We start from the raw sequence: 16,638 nt of genomic DNA on the forward strand, positions 1-16,638 counted from the left end.
GCGGCTAAACCTGCTCATCCGGTAAGCTGGGTCTCTATGAGTAACTCGGCAATTCGCGATGATGCCTTGCCGTCACCGTAGGGATTGTTGATCGTTGTCATAGCCGTATAGGCAGCATGGTCGTCGAGTAGGCGGTTAGCCGTGTTCACGATGCTGGCCTCGTCGGTTCCGACCAAGACTACGGTGCCCGACTCAAGCGCTTCGGTGCGCTCTGTTTGCTCGCGCAGGACCAGTACGGGCTTGCCGAGAGATGGCGCTTCCTCTTGGATGCCACCCGAGTCTGTCAAGATTATGTGGCACCGGTTCATCAGGTATACGAAGGGAAGATAGTCCTGAGGTTCGAGCAAGTGAACGTTGCTCCGCCCAGAGAGCATAGATCGCACTGTGCGTTGGATGCTTGGATTTGGATGAACAGAATAGACAACCTCAACATCGGTTCTCGCGGAGAGCCTCGCGACTGCTCGGCAGATCCTTTCGATACCTGCTCCGTGGCTCTCTCTGCGATGACTGGTGACAAGAACCAATCGCTTCTTGGGTGAGAGAAAGGAGAACATTCTTTCAACGGCGATGCGAAGCGAGTGGTTGCTATGGAGCGTGGCAGATGCTTGGAGAAGGGCATCAATGACGGTGTTGCCCGTCACGTGAATTGAACCGGGGTGAATTCCCTCATTAACCAAATTTTGTGCAGCGCGTGATGTAGGTGCAAAATGCACGGCGGACAGGCGCGCCACCACCGCTCGATTCATCTCCTCGGGCCAAGGTGAGATAGGGTTGCCCGATCGCAACCCTGCCTCGACATGAGCAACTGGAACTTTCGCGTAGAAGGCCGCGAGTGCAGCTCCGATCGCTGTCGTCGTATCGCCGTGGACTAGTGCGATGTCGGGCCGTTCCCGCTCCAGTAATGGAGCGATTCCTTGGAGGATGCGAGCGCTAAGGTCAGCGAGCGACTGACCTTGGCGCATCACGTCCAGATTGGCGTCTGGGGCGATGTCGAACAGGCGTAGCACCTGATCCAGCATCTGGCGGTGCTGCCCTGTAATGACCGTTCGAACGACCAGCTGTCGATGTTTCCGCAACGCATGTACCACAGGTGCCATCTTGATGGCCTCTGGACGCGTGCCGAAAATGACCATGACCTTCTTAATGGTCATAAGACTCCGGGCGAATCAGGGCCGCCGAGGCGACCCCCTAGATTGCTAGACACGCTGCAGCTCAAAGCACCGCTTCCAGCTCCGGCAAGATCTTGAATAGATCCCCCACCAGCCCATAATCCGCAGTCTCAAAAATCGCCGAATCCGGGTCCTTGTTGATCGCAACGATCGTCCCGGCGTCCTTGATGCCCGTCAGATGCTGGATTGCACCGCTGATGCCAATGGCAATGTACAGTTCAGGCGCGATGATCTTGCCTGTCTGCCCCACCTGCATCTCGTTGGGAACGTAGCCGGCGTCGACAGCCGCGCGCGACGCACCTACGGCGGCCCCGATCTTGTCGGCGAAGTCGTAGATGATCTTGAAGTTCTCCGCAGACCCAACGCCACGACCACCGGAAACCACGCGCCGGGCGCTCTGCAGATCCGGTCGGTCGGACTCGGCGCTGGCCAAGTCCTTGAAGCGGGTGTGGGTCGGCAGCTCGGCCTGCACCTCGGCGGCCTCGACGGCGGCGCTGCCGCCCTTGCCGGCTTCGGACCAGGACGCGGTGCGCACGGTGGCGACGACCGTCTTCCCGGCAGGGGCCTCCACGGTGATGATCGCGTTGCCGGCGTAGATCGGGCGCTTGAAGCTGTGGCTGCCTTCCACCGCCATGACGTCGGTGACCTGCGGGACGCCCAGCAGGGCTGCCACGCAGGGCATCAGGTCCTTGCCGAAGGTGGTCGAGGGGCCAAAGACATGGGTGTAGCCCTCGGCCAGCTTCGCGACCTGCGGGGCCAGTACCTGGGCGATGGCGTGGGCATTGGCCTCGTTGGCCACGGTCAGCACGCGGGCGACGCCGTCGATCTGCGCGGCCTCGGTGGCGACGGCGGCCGGGTCGGAGGCCAGCACGGCGATGTCGATCGACTCGGGCGACAGGGCCTTGGCGGCGGTGACGCACTTGGCGGTGGCGGCGTTGAGCGCGTCGTCGGCGTGCTCGGCGATGATCAGGACTTTGGACATTAGAGGAGACCCTTTTCCTTGAGTGCGGCAACCAGCTCGGCGGCGTCCTTCACCATGACGCCCTTGCTGCGCTTGGCCGGCGGGGCGTAGTGGGTGGTCTTGAGGCCTTCAGCGGCCTCCACGCCCAACTCGGCGAACGGGATCGACTCCATCGGCTTGCTTTTGGCCTTCATGATGTCGGGCAGCTTGATGAAGCGCGGCTCGTTCAGACGCAGGTCGGTGGTGACCACGGCCGGCAGGTCGACCTCCAAGGTCTCCAGGCCGGCGTCCACCTCGCGGGTGACGGTGGCCTTGCCGTCGGCAATCTTCAGCTTGCTGGCGAAGGTTGCCTGCGGGCGGCCCCAGATGGTGGCCAGCATCTGGCCGGTCTGGTTGGCGTCGTCGTCGATCGCCTGCTTGCCCAGGATCACCAGGTCGGGCTGTTCCTTCTCGATCAGCTTCAGGAAGGTGCGGGCGGCGTCCAGGGGCTGGATCTCCTGGCCGGCCTCGGTGACCACGTGGATGGCGCGGTTGCCGCCCATGGCCAGGCCGTTGCGCAAGTGGGCCTGGGCATCCTGCGGGGCAATGGTGGCGACCACCACCTCGGTGGCGATGCCCTTGTCGCGCAGGCGCAGGGCCTCCTCGAGGGCGATCTCATCGAAGGGGTTGGCCGACAGCTTGACGCCGTCGGTGACCACGCCGGACCCGTCCGGCTTGACCTGGATGCGGACGTTGAAGTCCACCACGCGCTTGTATCCGACGAGGATCTTCATCGTTGTGGGGGTTCCTTTTGGGCCGCGGCGGCAGGGCGCCGCGCGGTGGGAAATCGGCACGCCATTCTAGCGGAGACCACACGGTGGCGCAGGGTCGGGGCGGCGACGGAGTATCCTTGCCGCACCTGGACCTGGGAGTTGGTGATGCTGCATCCGGTAGTGCTCAGTGGTGGCAGCGGGACCCGTCTGTGGCCGCTGTCGCGGCAGGATCGGCCCAAGCAGTTCCTGGCCTTGATGGGCGAGCGCTCGCTGTACCAGGAGACGGTGCTGCGCGCCGCCGGGCTGCCCGGCGTACAGGCGCCGGTGACGGTGTGCAGCGAGGCGCACCGGTTCACCGTGGGCGAGCAGCTGCAGGCGATCAGCGTGGCAAGCGGCGGCATCGTGCTGGAGCCGGTCGCGCGCAATACCGCGCCGGCGATCGCGCTGGCCGCCCTGCACGCCCAGGCCACCGATCCCGACGCGGTGCTGCTGGTGATGCCCGCGGACCACCTGATCGAGGACGAGGCGGCTTTTCGCGAGGCGGTCGGCCGCGCCGTAGCTCTGGCGGGCGATGACTGGCTGGTCGCTTTTGGCATCACCCCGGACTACGCCGAGACAGGCTATGGCTACATCCAGCGGGGCGAGGCGCTGGACAGTGCCGGCTTCCGCATCGACCGGTTCGTCGAGAAGCCGGACCGCGAAACCGCCGAGCGCTACCTGGCCGATGGTGGCTACGCATGGAACTCCGGCATGTTCCTGTTCCGTGCGGGCCGCTACCTCGAGGAACTGGGCACCCATGCCCCGGCAATCCTGGCTGCAGCGCGGCACGCCTATGCGGAATCCGGCACCGATCTGGATTTCATCCGCATCGACGCCGAAGCGTTCGCCGCCAGCCCCAGCGACTCCATCGACTACGCGGTGATGGAGAAGACCGACCGCGCCGCGGTGGTCCCGGTGAGTTGCGGCTGGAGTGACATCGGCTCCTGGTCCTCGCTGTGGGCGGTGGCCGAGCGCGACGATGCCGGCAACAAGACCGAAGGCGACGTCATGGCGGTCGACACCCGCGACAGCCTGGTCCGCGCTTCCGAGGGGCGGTTGGTCGCGACGGTGGGCGTCGACGACCTGGTGATCATCGACACGCCGGATGCCACGCTGGTCGCCCGCAAGGATCGGGTGCAGGAGGTCAAAGCCGTGGTCGACCGGCTCAAGGCCGACGGCCGCAGCGAGCACCTGTCGCACCGCAAGGTCTTCCGCCCCTGGGGCAGCTACGACTCGATTGGCATGGGACCGCGCTTCCAGGTCAAGCGCATCGTGGTCAAGCCCGGCGCCGCGCTGAGCCTGCAGAAGCACCAGCACCGGGCCGAGCACTGGGTGGTGGTGTCGGGCGTGGCCGAGGTGACCTGCGACGAGCGGGTGTTCGAGCTTCGGGAGAACGAAAGCACGTTCATTCCGCGGGGGAGCGTGCATCGGCTGCGGAACCGCGGGACGGCGCCCGTGGAGTTGATCGAGGTGCAGTCCGGTGGATACCTGGGCGAGGACGACATTGTCAGGCTCGAGGATGTGTACGGTCGGGCTTGAGTCCTTGGATTCCCCGCGTTCGCGAGAATGACGGCAGGAGGGGTAGTACCCGTAGGTACGGTGGGGTCCGGCGCTGCGTCGAGCTAGACTTCCCCCATCCCGCAAAGGAGTTGTCCCGATGGCCCAGGCCCCTGCGGCGTCGCCCGTGTCCGGCGCCAAGAGCAAGCTCTACCCCGACGCAAAGTCAGCCCTTGAGGGCGTGGTCGCCGACAACCAGACCCTGGCCGTCGGCGGTTTCGGCCTGTGCGGCATCCCCGAGGCGCTGATCCAGGCGCTGCGCGACTCCGGTGCCAAGGGCCTGACTGCGATCTCCAACAACGCCGGCGTGGACGGCTTCGGGCTCGGGCTGCTGCTGGAGACCCGGCAGATCCGCAAGATGATTTCCTCCTACGTCGGCGAGAACAAGGAGTTCGAACGCCAGTTCCTGGCCGGCGAGCTGGAACTGGAGTTCAACCCGCAGGGCACCCTGGCCGAGCGCCTGCGCGCCGGCGGTGCCGGCATCCCGGCCTTCTTCACCGCCACCGGCTACGGCACCGTGGTGGCCGAAGGCAAGGAAACCCGCGAGTTCGACGGCAAGCACTACGTGATGGAGACCGCGCTGGTCGCCGACGTGGCGCTGGTCAAGGCGTGGAAGGCCGACAAGGCCGGCAACCTGGTGTTCCGCAAGACCGCGCGCAACTTCAACCCGGCCTGCGCGATGGCCGGCAAGGTCTGCATCGCCGAGGTCGAGGAGATTGTGGAGATCGGCGACATCGACCCCGACCACGTGCACCTGCCCGGCATCTACGTCGACCGCATCGTACACAACCCCAATCCCGAGAAGCGGATCGAGCAGCGCACCGTGCGAGGAGGCAACTGAGATGGCCTGGACCCGTGACGAGATGGCCAAGCGCGCCGCGCAGGAACTGCGCGACGGCATGTACGTGAACCTCGGCATCGGCCTGCCGACCCTGGTCGCCAACCACATCCCCGACGGGGTGGACGTGTGGCTGCAGTCCGAGAACGGCCTGCTGGGCATCGGCCCGTTCCCGACCGAGGACGAACTGGACGCCGACCTGATCAACGCCGGCAAGCAGACCGTGACCGCGCGCAAGGGCGCCAGCTATTTCGGCAGCCACGACAGCTTCGCGATGATCCGGGGCGGCCACGTCAACCTGGCGGTCCTGGGCGCGATGGAGGTCACCGACAAGGGTGACCTGGCCAACTGGATGGTGCCCGGCAAGATGGTCAAGGGCATGGGTGGCGCGATGGACCTGGTGGCCGGCGTGCAGCGCGTGGTGGTGTTGATGGAGCACACGACGAAGCACGGCGACCCGAAGATCCTGCCCGAGTGCACGCTGCCGCTGACCGGCGTGGGCGTGGTGAGCCGGATCATTACGGACCTTGGAGTGATGGATGTTACGTCGAGCGGTCTGAGCTTGATGGAGCTGGCTCCGCACGTCACGGAAGAGGAGCTGCGCGCGAAAACTGCGTGCACAATCCGTTGAAGCAGCTGGGCTAAACTTTCCGGCTGTTTGCCCAGTCACAAGGAAGCCCATGAAAGTTGCGATCTTCGGTACCGGTTACGTCGGTCTGGTCACCGGTACTTGTCTTGCGGAGATTGGTCACGACGTCAACTGCATCGATGTTGACGAGGCGAAGATCGAAGGCTTGAAGAAGGGCGTGCTTCCCATCTATGAGCCGGGGCTGGAGCCACTCGTAGTCAGCAATCACGAGGGGGGGCGCCTCCACTTCACCACCAACGCGCCGGCCGCCATCACGGATCGCGAGATCATCTTCATCGCCGTCGGCACGCCGCCTGACGAGGACGGCAGTGCCGACCTGCGGTACGTCCTTGCGGTCGCCCGCACCATCGGCCAGAACCTGAAGGGTCCGGCTGTCGTGGTGAACAAGTCCACGGTGCCCGTCGGCACCGCTAAGCTGGTCTCGGATGCGATCGGCGAGGAGCTCAAGGCACGCGGAGCCGACATCCCGTACGAGGTGGTCTCCAACCCCGAGTTCCTCAAGGAGGGTGCCGCGGTCGAGGATTGCATGCATCCGGACCGGATCGTGATCGGTGCCCGCGGCGCGGAAACGGTCGAAGCTCTGAAGAAGCTCTACGGCCCGTTCGTCCGCAACCACGACCGCTTCGTGGTGATGGACGTGCAATCGGCCGAGCTGACCAAATACGCGGCCAACGCGATGCTGGCGACCAAGATCAGCTTCATGAACGAGATCGCCGGCATCGCCGAGAAGGTCGGGGCGGACGTGGAGATGGTGCGCAAGGGCATCGGTTCGGACCCGCGCATCGGCTGGCACTTCATCTATCCCGGTGCCGGTTACGGCGGCTCGTGCTTCCCGAAGGACGTGCAGGCGCTGGTGCGCACTGCGGCCCAGCATGGCCATGAGCCAAAGTTGCTGAACGCCGTTGAAGAGGTGAACGAGCGCCAGAAGGGGCACGTCTTCGGGCTCATCAGCCGTCATTACGGCGGCAAGGTGGCGGGCAAGACTTTCGCGCTGTGGGGCTTGGCGTTCAAGGCCAACACCGACGACATGCGTGCGGCGTCCAGCCGCACGCTGATGGAGCAGCTGTGGGAAGCCGGCGCACGCGTACAGGCGTACGACCCCGAGGCGCGCGACGAAACCAGGCGCATCTATGGTGACCGGGAAGACCTGACGCTGTGCGAGTCGGCCGACGAGGCACTGGAAGGCGCCGATGCCCTCGTCGCGATTACCGAGTGGCGGGAGTTCCGCAGTCCGCAGTTCGACGCGCTCAAGGCGGCACTGGCCGACGCCGTGCTTTTCGACGGCCGCAACATGTATGACCCTGAAGAGGTCGAGGCCGCCGGCATTGCGCACTACGGCATTGGCCGGGGCCGCTCGATCAGGACTGCCTGACGCTTGAGGGGGAGTCCGCCCAAGCGGACTCCCTTGGAACGTAATTCCCGTTCCGGTGCGTCGATGAAACCGCCATCAATGGCAGGACGACGAAAAGCGAGAGGAAGTACCGCGCCTGGATCTCGAAGATGGCGTGCACGAGCCAGAACGAGGCCAGCCAGAACAGTGGCAACATGGCCGGCAGCCATTGGCCTTTTCGGGCGCTCCGAACCACTGCTGCCAGCGCGAACGCGTAGATGAGCACAAGCAGCACGCGGTATCCGAGGTCCTCTATCCGGTAAAGATAGGCAGCGGTCGCTTGAAGGTGGGTATCTCCGTCGACAGCGGCCAGCCGATCGACCACGTCCGGGGCGCCCAGCGACCAGGACAGCGCGTATGCCTCGGGAAAGACGATCATCCCGGCCTTGCAGCGCATGACCTCCAGCCAGTGGCCGGGTGGCTGTTGCCGCAGCCTTGTGGACACGGCGCGCTGTAACGGAAGGTGTGCATCCGCGCGGGCATCGCGCATCGCCTGGAGGCTCCAATGTCCACAGGTGGGAGGCGATGTCCCCGACGAGAGCAGGCCGGCGTAAAGCGTCACCCCCGAGTTCGTTCGCACCGCCTCGGAACGACCCGCTTGGGCCCGGAGCGCCGAGTCGCCTGCGAAGCCCAGTAGTGCTCCGACCATCAAGACGAGGGCCGACAGCATCGTTGGGCGCCGGGTGGTGAAAAGTGCTGCGCGGGCCATCGCCGCTGTGGTCCCCAAGAGGGCGGCAAACACCAGCAGTACCAGCAGGAATTGCGGCCGACTGGAAACCGCCCCAGCCACCAGCAACGTCGCCGCCAGGATCACCCATGGCCGGCGTGCAGCCGGCGCATCGAGCGCAAGGAATCCGAAGCCCGCGCAAAGCAGCGCGGTCGCTGACAGGTCGAACTGGACCACCGCGAAATACGGGGTGATCGCAAGCAGATAGGCATAGACCAGTGCGGAAGCGAGTCCGATGCGCCGCCCATCCGCCCGGTAGGCGATTGCCAGAATGACAAGGGCGGACGCCAGGTTGATGAGCAACATGACCGCGTACGGTGCGAGCGGAAGCTTCTGGAGCACCCGCAGCACGAACAGCATGATCCCGCCACGTTCGTAGGCGATCGCCCCGCGCGCCGCTTCCCAGTAGTAGAGCCAGTCACTGAAGGGCTGTGGCCTGATCGCCGTGGCCCATCCGGCGGCAGCCGCAACCAGCAGCAGTGCCGCGGCGGCATGGAGCAGCCGCGCGCGTCCAGCGGCCGCGGCGGCTTCATATGGCAGGCGGGCCTCGGTGACGGATCCGGTCATGCTTCCTTTCCTGATGGGGTCGTTTCGGCAAGAACCGCGGCAATTCCTTCTTCCCACCCGGGCAGCTTGATTCCAAGCTCCTCGCGGGCCCGGCTGCTGTCCAGCACCGACCAGCAGGGGCGTCGGGCCGGCGCAGGAAACCCGCTGCTGGAGACGACTGCCAGTTCAGGGGTCCACCCAAGCAGGCCAGCCTGCCGGGCCAGACGGAAGATGCGTTCGGCAAATCCATGCCACGTCGTATGCCCCTGCGGCGCCAGGTGCCAGGTTCCGCTGCCGTCGTACCCCGTGGCGAGCACCCGTGTAGTCGCCTCGGCCACCCAGTGCGCCGGCGTCGGCGTCCCATGCTGGTCATCCACCACCTGCAGCACGTCGCGCTCGGCCGCTAGCCGCAGCATGGTGCGCAGGAAGTTGTGCCCGTGTGCCGCGTACACCCAGGCGATGCGGAAGATCATGTGCTCGCAGCCGCTGTCACGCATCGCCTGTTCGCCGGCGAGCTTGCTGGCGCCATAGGTGTTCAGCGGGTCGGTGGGGTCGTCCTCGCGCCAGGGCCGGTCGTTCTCGCCGGAGAAGACGTAATCGGTCGAATAGTGGACCAGCCGGGCGCCGGTGGTGGCGCAGGCGCGGGCGAGGGCATCGACGGCTTCGGCGTTGATGCGGAAGGCGAGGTCGGGCTCGCTCTCGGCGCGGTCCACGGCGGTGTAGGCGGCGGCATTGACCAACACGTCCGGCCGCAGCGTCGCGACCAGGGCGGCGAGGGTGTCGGGCCGGTTGAAATCCGCCTGTTCGCAGTCGGCCCCGTCGGGCAGGGCGCCGGTGCGGGTGGCGGGTATGAGCTCGCCCAATGGCGCCAGGCTGCGGCGCAGTTCCGTCCCGACCTGCCCATTGGCGCCGGTGAGCAGGATGCGCACGGCGCTCAGCCCACGCGACCGCGCCCGACCAGCCCGGCCAGGTATTCGCCGTAGCCGCTGGCGCGCAATGGCTCGGCCAGGGCCAAGAGCTGCTCGTCGTCGATCCAGCCGTTCTCCCAGGCGATCTCCTCCGGACTGCCAACCCGGAGGCCCTGGCGCTGTTCGATGGTCTCGATGAAGGTCGCGGCCTGCAGCAGCGCGCTTGGCGTGCCGGTGTCCAGCCAGGCGGCACCGCGGCCGAGGCGCTCCATGTGCAGTGCGCCGTCGGCCAGGTAGGACAGGTTGAGATCGGTGATCTCCAGCTCGCCGCGGGCCGAGGGTTTGAGTGCGGAGGCACGGTCCGGAGCGGTGTGGTCGTAGAAGTACAGGCCGGTCACCGCGTGGCTGGAGCGGGGGCGTTCGGGCTTCTCCTCGATGCCGATTACCCGGCCCGCGTCGTCGAACTCGGCCACGCCGTAGCGCTGCGGGTCGCGCACGTGGTAGCCGAAGATCGTCGCGCCCTGCTCGCGTGCACCGGCGCTGCGCAGGGTCGCGGTCAGGCCGTGGCCGTGGAAGATGTTGTCGCCCAGGACCAGGCAGCTGGGCTGCCCGGCGAGGAACCCGCGGCCGATGGTCAGCGCCTGGGCCAGGCCTTCCGGTTCGGGTTGGGCGGCGTACCGCAGCTCCATGCCCCATTGCGAGCCATCGCCCAGCAACCGCTGGAACAGCGCCTGCTCGTGCGGGGTGTTGATGACCAGCACCTCGCGGATGCCCGCCAGCATCAGCACGCTGAGCGGGTAATAGATCATCGGCTTGTCGTAGACCGGCAGCAGCTGCTTGCTGATCGCCTGGGTGACCGGCCACAGCCGGGTGCCGGTGCCGCCGGCGAGCAGGATGCCCTTGCGTGCCATGTCAGTCCCCTCCGCCGAACCGTTGCAGGCGGTAGTTGCCGTCGAGGATCCGTTGCGTCCACGCGGTGTTGGCAAGGTACCAGTCGACGGTGGCGGCGAGGCCATCCTGGAAGCGCGTCGCCGGGGTCCAGCCGAGCTCGTCGCGGATCTTGCCGGCATCGATCGCGTAGCGGCGGTCGTGGCCGGGACGGTCGCGCACGAAGCTGATCTGGCTGGCGCGTGGCTTTCCGTCCGTGCGTGGGCGGCGCTCGTCCAGCAGCCCGCAGATCGCCTCCACCACCTCGAGGTTCCGCCGCTCGGCATTGCCACCGATGTTGTAGACCCCGCCCGCGCGGCCGGCTTCGAGTACCCGCACGATCGCGCTGCAGTGGTCCCTCACGAACAGCCAGTCGCGCACGTTGCCGCCATCGCCGTAGACCGGGATCGGCTCACCGGCGACGGCCTTGGCGATCACCAGCGGGATGAGCTTCTCCGGGAACTGGTACGGGCCGTAGTTGTTGGAGCAGTTGGTGGTCAGCACCGGCAGCCCGTACGTGTGGTGGAAGGCGCGGACCAGGTGGTCGGAGGCGGCCTTGGACGCGGAGTAAGGCGAGTTGGGGGCGTAGGGCGTGGTCTCGGTGAACAGCCCGGTGTCCCCGAGCGAGCCATAGACCTCGTCGGTGGAGACGTGCAGGAAGCGGAAGGCATCGCGGCGTGCATCCGGCAATTCGCGCCAGTAGTCGCGGGCGCACTCCAGCAGGGCCAGGGTGCCGACCACGTTGGTCTGGACGAAGGCGGCCGGTCCGTCGATGGAGCGGTCGACGTGGCTCTCGGCGGCGAAGTTGAGGATGGCGTCTGGCTGGTGCTCGGTGAGCAACTGCGTGACCAGCGCGCGGTCACCGATGCCGCCGTGGACGAACACATGGCCGGGGCTGTTCTCCAGCGACTTGAGCGTGTCCAGGTTGCCGGCGTAGGTCAGGGCATCGAGGTTGATGGCCTTGACGCCTGCCGCCACCGCATCGAGCACGAAATTGCCGCCAATGAAGCCCGCGCCGCCGGTTACGAGCCAGGTTTTGTTCGCCATGCGGATATTCTGGCACCGACCCTCCCGTCATGCCCGCGCACGCGGGCATCCATGGACGTCAGGGTCAAGGAACGAGTGGAGAGGAACGAGGAACGAGTGGGAGCGAACGTCCTTGGGTTCCCGCGTACGCGGGAACGACGGCTGTGCGGGAACGACGGCGGTTCGTCAACGCTCCGCGTCGATGACACCCCGCATGCGCGCGATATCGTTTCCGCTCGCGCCCAGCGCCCGCGCGCGCGTTTCCCAGCCGCGCACCGCGTCGCGCACTTGGCCCTCGATCGCACCCACGCTCTTCTTCGGGATGCGGTAATAGTCGGCCGTCGCCAGCAGCAGGCCCGAGTCGGGTGAAGGGTCGGCTTCGTTGATCGACAGGACGTGGTGGTCCTTGTCCGGGTTCGGATTGACGTCGAATGCAGGCGAGAGCTGCCATCCGTCCCCCGCGCGCAGGAATCCGTGGTTGCGCAGGTGGTCGTCGCGATTGCCAATGAGGATGTTGAACAGTACCCGGCGGAACAGTTGCTCCAGGTCCCGCGCGATCCGCGTCGAGGTGCCGCTGTTCTCGATCGCCAGCACGATGTCCAGGTAGCTGTGCCCTTCGCTCTCGGTGACGTCCAATTGCGTCATCGCCGAGGAGAACGCGCGACGCGAGGTCGGTGTGCGGTCGAAACGCCGCACCGCATAGGTATGGCCGCGATCCGACAGGCGCATCAGCCTGGCTTCCGGCATCTCGATTCCTGCCTCGAGCGAGAGCTGGCAGGTCAGGAATTCCCACAGGCCCACGTTGATGCGGTCATCGTGGGACGGGAACTTGGCGAGCCACAGCTGGCCGTCCTGGTCACGGAAGCTGGCCTTCGGCCGCGCGCCACCCAGCGAAGCGCCTGGAGCGATCAGCTGCTTGACCCAGGTGATCATCTGCTCGGAGGTATCGTCGTCGCCGCGCTCGACTTGGGCAGCGATCGCTTCGAGCTCGCGCAGCTCGGTGACCGGTGGTGCGCTCAGCGCCCGATCGTCCACATGGCGCAGCGTCCCCGGGTCGACTAGGCGCAGGGCGCCCATGCGGGATTCGTCGTTGACGCCAATCAGGTAGTCCCAGGCACGCAGGCTGCGCACGGCGCGATCCTGCTCGCGCGCCTCGATCGCTTCGCGGCGGTCCATCAGGCGCTTGCCCCAGCGGTCGGGAGAGCAGTCGACGAATGCGCCGGACAGCTTGCTGGCGCCTTCCCGTGCGTACTGTTTGCCGGCAGCGAAGTAGAGCTCGTGGTCCAGTGAGAACGCCGATACTGGCCCGGCATTGGCCAGCCATTGCGGATCGTATTCGAAGCTGATCGTCTCTCCGGTCCGGCTGGTCGTCCGCTGCAGATGACCGACCAGGGCCGAGCCGCCGAGGCACTCGTCGTCTATCCAGACGTCCAGCTGGTTCATTTCTTGCGCCCCCGGGTTTCCGGTGGCGGTATCGGCGACATTGCCGGCGAAGGCGCGGCGTTCGTCCGCCGCAGGGCGTTGTCCTGAAGTTCGCGGCCGAGCGTGTCCTGGGCGGCGATCAGGTCGATGTCGCGGTCAAGACCAAGCACCGTGAGCGCCCGCAGGACCGTCGCCAGACTGGTCGAAGGGTTGCCGTTCTCCAGCTTGGCGAGGGTCGGCACGCTCACTCCCACGCGCTCGGCCATCACCTCCTGGGTCATCGAGCGGCGCATCCGCGCGGCGCGCAGGCGCTGGCCCAGCTCCGCGATCTGCCGCCGGGCACGGGGATGGGTAGGGGGAGTCCGCTTTGCCATGCCAAATTAAATTACTCGTCCTGGCGGGAAGTGCAAGTTAATTTCGGATTTCTTGATGGCGTCCCCAATCCCGTCATGCCCGCGCACGCGGGCATCCATGGACGTCAGGGCCAAGGAACGAGTGGAGAGGAACGAGGAACGAGTTGGAGCGAACGTCCTTGGGTTCCCGCGTGCGCGGGAACGACGTGCGGTGCGGGAACGACGGGCAGGCTTCAGGATTCCTCCAGCATGCGGCCCAGGGCGAGGTCGATGTCGCCCCCCTCGAGTCCGGACTCGGCAAGAAGTCCCGGGGCGGTACGCAAGGCGTCCTGCATGCGCTCCAGCGACTGCCTGGCCATTTCCTCATCGAGTCCGTAGGAGGGAAGCGCGCCGAGTGCGTTCTCCAGCGTGGCCTCTCGCCCCCGGGGCCCCAGCCCGATGGCATGGAACCGCTTGCCTTCGGCCACCAGGTCGAAGGCCGGCGACAGGTCCCAGTTCCCATCGCGTAACAGCAGGCCGTGGTTGCGTGCATGGTCGTCGGTGTTGCCGATCAGCACGTTGAACAACATCCGTTCGAACATGCGCCGCCCCGCGTCGGGCACACCGATGCGGCGGTACAGCGAGGCAGCCCCGAAGTAGCTCACCAATCCGGTCGGGGCGACCACATCAGCGGGCGACATGCGCTCCAACGCGAGCAATGCGTGCAGGCTCAGGTAGTGCAGGCGCTTGCCCGCGCTCCGGTCAAAGCGCTGAACCAGCAGCACCGCCCGGCCGTTCGCCTCCGCAAGGCGTTGGTCCGGTACGTCGATTCCGCACTCCCGCGCCAAGCGCAGGCAGGCCCATTCGAGGCGGGGAATGTCCAGCGGATCACCCGGTCGGCTGAACTTCGCGATCCACTCTTCCCCTTCATCGGCAATCAGGGCTTTAGGCCGGGCACCACCAAGGGAACTCCCGTGCTCGAAGACAAGCTGCAATGCCTCCTGGGACACACGCCTTCCGCCGGCGATCGCCGTGGAGGCGGCTTCGAGCTCGGAAAGAGAGGCCTTTGCGGCTACGGTGCGCGGTGGAGCTGGCCGGGTGCGGGACTGCGAAAACAGCAGCGCACCCGTGCCGCTGCCATTTGCCAGCCTCAGGATCTCCAGCGGGTTGGCCGCCACCGACGGGCCCCGCTCATGTTCGATGAGCAGGCGTCCCCAGGCGTCGGGCCCTGCGTCGGCAAACACACCGTGAATTCCGCCGTTGAGGGTGGTGTCGAAGGGACCGTCGCGCAGCTCCAGGTTGCGCGGGTCCAGCGGCCATGCGTCCGGGTGTGCCAGCCAGTCGCGGCTGTATTCGAAACGCCCGCGGCCCTCGGCCCATCGGAGCCTGCCGGCCAGGGCGTAATCGCCGCCGAGCGGGGCAAAGACGTACAGCCTGTCGAGCTCAGAAGTCATCGCTTACCACCCGCGAGGGAAGCCGCTGGATCTCAAGTGCCCGCCCGCGCCTGTCGTCCTCGATCATCTCGACGAGATCGGACGTCCAGGGGCGCTCCAGGACCTGCAGTACCTCCAGGAAGTTCCCGAGGGCGATACCCGGGTCGCCGGCTTCCAGGCGACCGATGGTCTGCTTGCCGAGACCGGCCCGGTCGCCCAATTGCTGCTGGGTGATCCGGCGACGGATCCGCGCGCTGCGCAGGGCAGATCCGAGGAGTTGGGTGGCGGACAGGGTTTCGGGGGAGTGGCGGGCGGTGGGTCTCTTCATGGAAGTACTATAAATCACTCACAACCGACCGATAGGGGTGAGTTATGCGTCCCTTCGGCATGCCCGCGTATGCGGGCATCCATGGACGTTAGGGCCAAGGAACGAGCAGGCGCGAACGTCCTTGGGTTCCCGCGTTCGCGGGAACCTACGAGACTTTGTTGTTGATATTTTTCGGTGCGTTGACAACAAAAGACGTTGTCCAGTACAAATGAGCGACAACGCAGCTTGTCGATGATGAAGTCCGATTTCTTGACGACAACAGTGGTTGTACATGACGGATCAACACCAGCCGGCTTTGTTCCTGATGGAAGCCGGGAATTAACGCCAACGCCACCGGCACGTACGCTCCCTCATGCCCCTCGATCTCAGTCAGGCAGTTCTCTATCACACCGGTCAATTTCCGCCCCGGGTGCTCGACTACGGGCACTTGATGCCCGCTCTGCTGGGAGCCACGGCGGCGTTGGCCCGCTACGACCAGATGTTGCGGGGGCTGCACAACAGCGAGCTGTTCCTGGCGCCGCTGCGCGGCCAGGAAGCCGTGGTGTCTTCGCGCATGGAAGGCACCATCAGCACGCTGGACGAGATCCTGCAGCTTGAGGCGGAGTTCGACGAAGACGATGAGCGCGCTGCCGATGAGTTCCGCTCCGATGCCATCGAGACAGCGCTGTACCGGCGCGCGCTCAACACTGCGCAGCTACGGATGGAGCAAGGGCAGCCGCTGTCTGAGTCTTTGATCAAGAGCATCCATCGCCAGTTGCTGTCGTTCGGTCGTGGCGCGAACAAGTCCCCGGGTGCCTACAAGCACGAACAAAATTACATTGGTGAACGTGGCAGCCGGAGAGTGAGCTTCGTACCGATCGCACCGGAGCACCTGCCGGGCGGCATGGAGGCGCTGTTCCGCCTGGCCAACGATGAAGCGCTGCCGATGCTGTTGCGGACCGCGCTGGCACATGCGGAATTCGAGGCACTCCACCCGTTCGAGGATGGCAACGGCCGGGTCGGTCGCATGCTGATCACCCTGATGCTGTGGCAAGGCGGGGTGATCGGTGCACCGCACTTCTACATCAGCCGGTATTTCGAGGACCACAAGGACGAGTATCTGGACCGGCTGCGCATGGTGTCTGCGGACAACGACTGGAACGGCTGGTGCGCTTTCTTCCTGCAGGCGGTGGAACAGCAGGCTATTGCCAACCTCGAAGCCGCCCAGTCCATCAGCGACTTCTACGCGGAGATGAAGCCGCGCTTTGCCGAGCTCCTGGCGTCCAAATACGCGGTTGCGGCACTGGACTACCTGTTCACCCATCCGGTGTTTAGCAACAGCCGCTTTACGCGCAGTGCCGGAATTCCGCCGCAGACGGCTGCCCGCTTCAGCCGGCTCCTCCTGCAGGAAGGCCTGTTGCAGGTAGTGCGGGAGCCCGCGGGGCGACGCTCGGCCATGTATCGCTTCGAGCCGTTGATGCAGAGGGTGCGGGTCTAGCGCCCCACGTCAAACCCGCGCACGCGGGCATCCATGGACGCAGGGCAAGGAACGAGTGGAGAGGAACGAGGAACGAGTGGGAGCGAACGTCCTTGGGTTCCCGCGTGCGCGGGAACGACGGAGGAGCCGGGAAGAGCGAAGGATGCCTCCGCCTTCA

At 66.0% G+C, this 16,638-nt stretch carries 16 protein-coding genes; 5 read left to right on the forward strand and 11 right to left on the reverse strand.

Translation table 11 applies throughout. The features are described from left to right. Nucleotides 1–14 precede the first annotated feature (14 nt). From wecB to LY625_RS09235, 3 genes are all read right to left on the reverse strand, one after another. Entirely contained in the window at nt 15–1,151 is a 1,137-nt protein-coding gene (gene wecB / locus LY625_RS09225; RefSeq protein WP_233739735.1) for a UDP-N-acetylglucosamine 2-epimerase (non-hydrolyzing), read from the reverse strand. Between the two features lie 61 nt (nt 1,152–1,212). After that, complete coding sequence (locus LY625_RS09230; protein ID WP_233739736.1) at nt 1,213–2,151, reverse strand: electron transfer flavoprotein subunit alpha/FixB family protein; 939 nt, start codon at nt 2,149–2,151, stop codon at nt 1,213–1,215. Continuing rightward, complete coding sequence (locus LY625_RS09235) at nt 2,151–2,903, reverse strand: electron transfer flavoprotein subunit beta/FixA family protein (protein WP_233739737.1); 753 nt, start codon at nt 2,901–2,903, stop codon at nt 2,151–2,153. Before LY625_RS09235 ends, LY625_RS09230 begins: the two co-directional genes overlap by 1 nt. A gap of 144 nt (nt 2,904–3,047) precedes the next feature. Here LY625_RS09235 and LY625_RS09240 point away from each other — a divergent pair, with 144 nt between their 5' ends. The 4 genes from LY625_RS09240 (at nt 3,048) to LY625_RS09255 (ending at nt 7,337) form a co-directional block, all read left to right on the forward strand. Beyond that, the gene (locus LY625_RS09240) at nt 3,048–4,460 is read left to right on the forward strand and encodes a mannose-1-phosphate guanylyltransferase/mannose-6-phosphate isomerase (protein WP_233739738.1); all 1,413 of its coding nucleotides are present in this window, start codon (nt 3,048–3,050) and stop codon (nt 4,458–4,460) included. Between the two features lie 118 nt (nt 4,461–4,578). After that, nucleotides 4,579–5,319 carry a CoA transferase subunit A gene (locus tag LY625_RS09245; protein WP_233739739.1) on the forward strand — a complete coding sequence of 247 codons (741 nt, stop codon included), beginning with the start codon at nt 4,579–4,581 and terminating at the stop codon, nt 5,317–5,319. A 1-nt stretch (nt 5,320) separates the two neighbouring features. Next, nucleotides 5,321–5,947, forward strand: coding sequence for a CoA transferase subunit B (locus tag LY625_RS09250; RefSeq protein ID WP_233739740.1), 627 nt, complete (start codon nt 5,321–5,323; stop codon nt 5,945–5,947). 49 nt (nt 5,948–5,996) lie between these two features. After that, nucleotides 5,997–7,337 carry a UDP-glucose/GDP-mannose dehydrogenase family protein gene (locus LY625_RS09255; protein ID WP_233739741.1) on the forward strand — a complete coding sequence of 447 codons (1,341 nt, stop codon included), beginning with the start codon at nt 5,997–5,999 and terminating at the stop codon, nt 7,335–7,337. Here LY625_RS09255 and LY625_RS09260 read toward each other — a convergent pair. The 8 genes from LY625_RS09260 to LY625_RS09295 all read right to left on the reverse strand — a co-directional run bounded on the left by LY625_RS09260 (nt 7,324) and on the right by LY625_RS09295 (nt 15,004). Further along, a complete protein-coding gene (locus LY625_RS09260) occupies nt 7,324–8,649 on the reverse strand; it encodes a hypothetical protein (RefSeq protein ID WP_233739742.1) in 1,326 nt (441 codons plus the stop codon). The two genes, LY625_RS09255 and LY625_RS09260, sit on opposite strands and share 14 nt — an antisense overlap. Then, nucleotides 8,646–9,557, reverse strand: a complete 912-nt coding sequence (rfbD, locus tag LY625_RS09265; protein ID WP_233739743.1) for a dTDP-4-dehydrorhamnose reductase — start codon at nt 9,555–9,557, stop codon at nt 8,646–8,648. The genes LY625_RS09260 and rfbD overlap by 4 nt, the downstream gene beginning before the upstream one ends. Nucleotides 9,558–9,562: 5 nt before the next feature. Continuing rightward, nucleotides 9,563–10,447 (reverse strand): glucose-1-phosphate thymidylyltransferase RfbA, encoded by an 885-nt coding sequence (gene rfbA / locus LY625_RS09270; protein WP_233739744.1) that lies wholly within the window; start codon nt 10,445–10,447, stop codon nt 9,563–9,565. Between the two features lies 1 nt (nt 10,448). After that, on the reverse strand, nt 10,449–11,510 hold the full coding sequence (gene rfbB, locus LY625_RS09275; protein ID WP_233739745.1) for a dTDP-glucose 4,6-dehydratase: 1,062 nt from the start codon (nt 11,508–11,510) through the stop codon (nt 10,449–10,451). Between the two features lie 165 nt (nt 11,511–11,675). After that, nucleotides 11,676–12,932 (reverse strand): HipA domain-containing protein, encoded by a 1,257-nt coding sequence (locus LY625_RS09280; RefSeq protein ID WP_233739746.1) that lies wholly within the window; start codon nt 12,930–12,932, stop codon nt 11,676–11,678. Then, nucleotides 12,929–13,285: a helix-turn-helix transcriptional regulator gene (locus LY625_RS09285; protein ID WP_233739747.1), complete on the reverse strand. Its 357-nt coding sequence runs from the start codon at nt 13,283–13,285 to the stop codon at nt 12,929–12,931. The genes LY625_RS09280 and LY625_RS09285 overlap by 4 nt, the downstream gene beginning before the upstream one ends. Before the next feature lie 212 nt (nt 13,286–13,497). After that, the gene (locus LY625_RS09290) at nt 13,498–14,697 is read right to left on the reverse strand and encodes a type II toxin-antitoxin system HipA family toxin (RefSeq protein WP_233739748.1); all 1,200 of its coding nucleotides are present in this window, start codon (nt 14,695–14,697) and stop codon (nt 13,498–13,500) included. Continuing rightward, complete coding sequence (locus tag LY625_RS09295; protein WP_233739749.1) at nt 14,687–15,004, reverse strand: helix-turn-helix transcriptional regulator; 318 nt, start codon at nt 15,002–15,004, stop codon at nt 14,687–14,689. The genes LY625_RS09290 and LY625_RS09295 overlap by 11 nt, the downstream gene beginning before the upstream one ends. A 352-nt stretch (nt 15,005–15,356) precedes the next feature. Here LY625_RS09295 and LY625_RS09300 point away from each other — a divergent pair, with 352 nt between their 5' ends. After that, nucleotides 15,357–16,481 carry a Fic/DOC family N-terminal domain-containing protein gene (locus LY625_RS09300; protein ID WP_233739752.1) on the forward strand — a complete coding sequence of 375 codons (1,125 nt, stop codon included), beginning with the start codon at nt 15,357–15,359 and terminating at the stop codon, nt 16,479–16,481. The last annotated feature ends 157 nt before the right edge of the window (nt 16,482–16,638 follow it).

Source organism: Lysobacter sp. GX 14042, assembly GCF_021390425.1.
Classification (GTDB): Bacteria; Pseudomonadota; Gammaproteobacteria; order Xanthomonadales; family Xanthomonadaceae; genus Novilysobacter.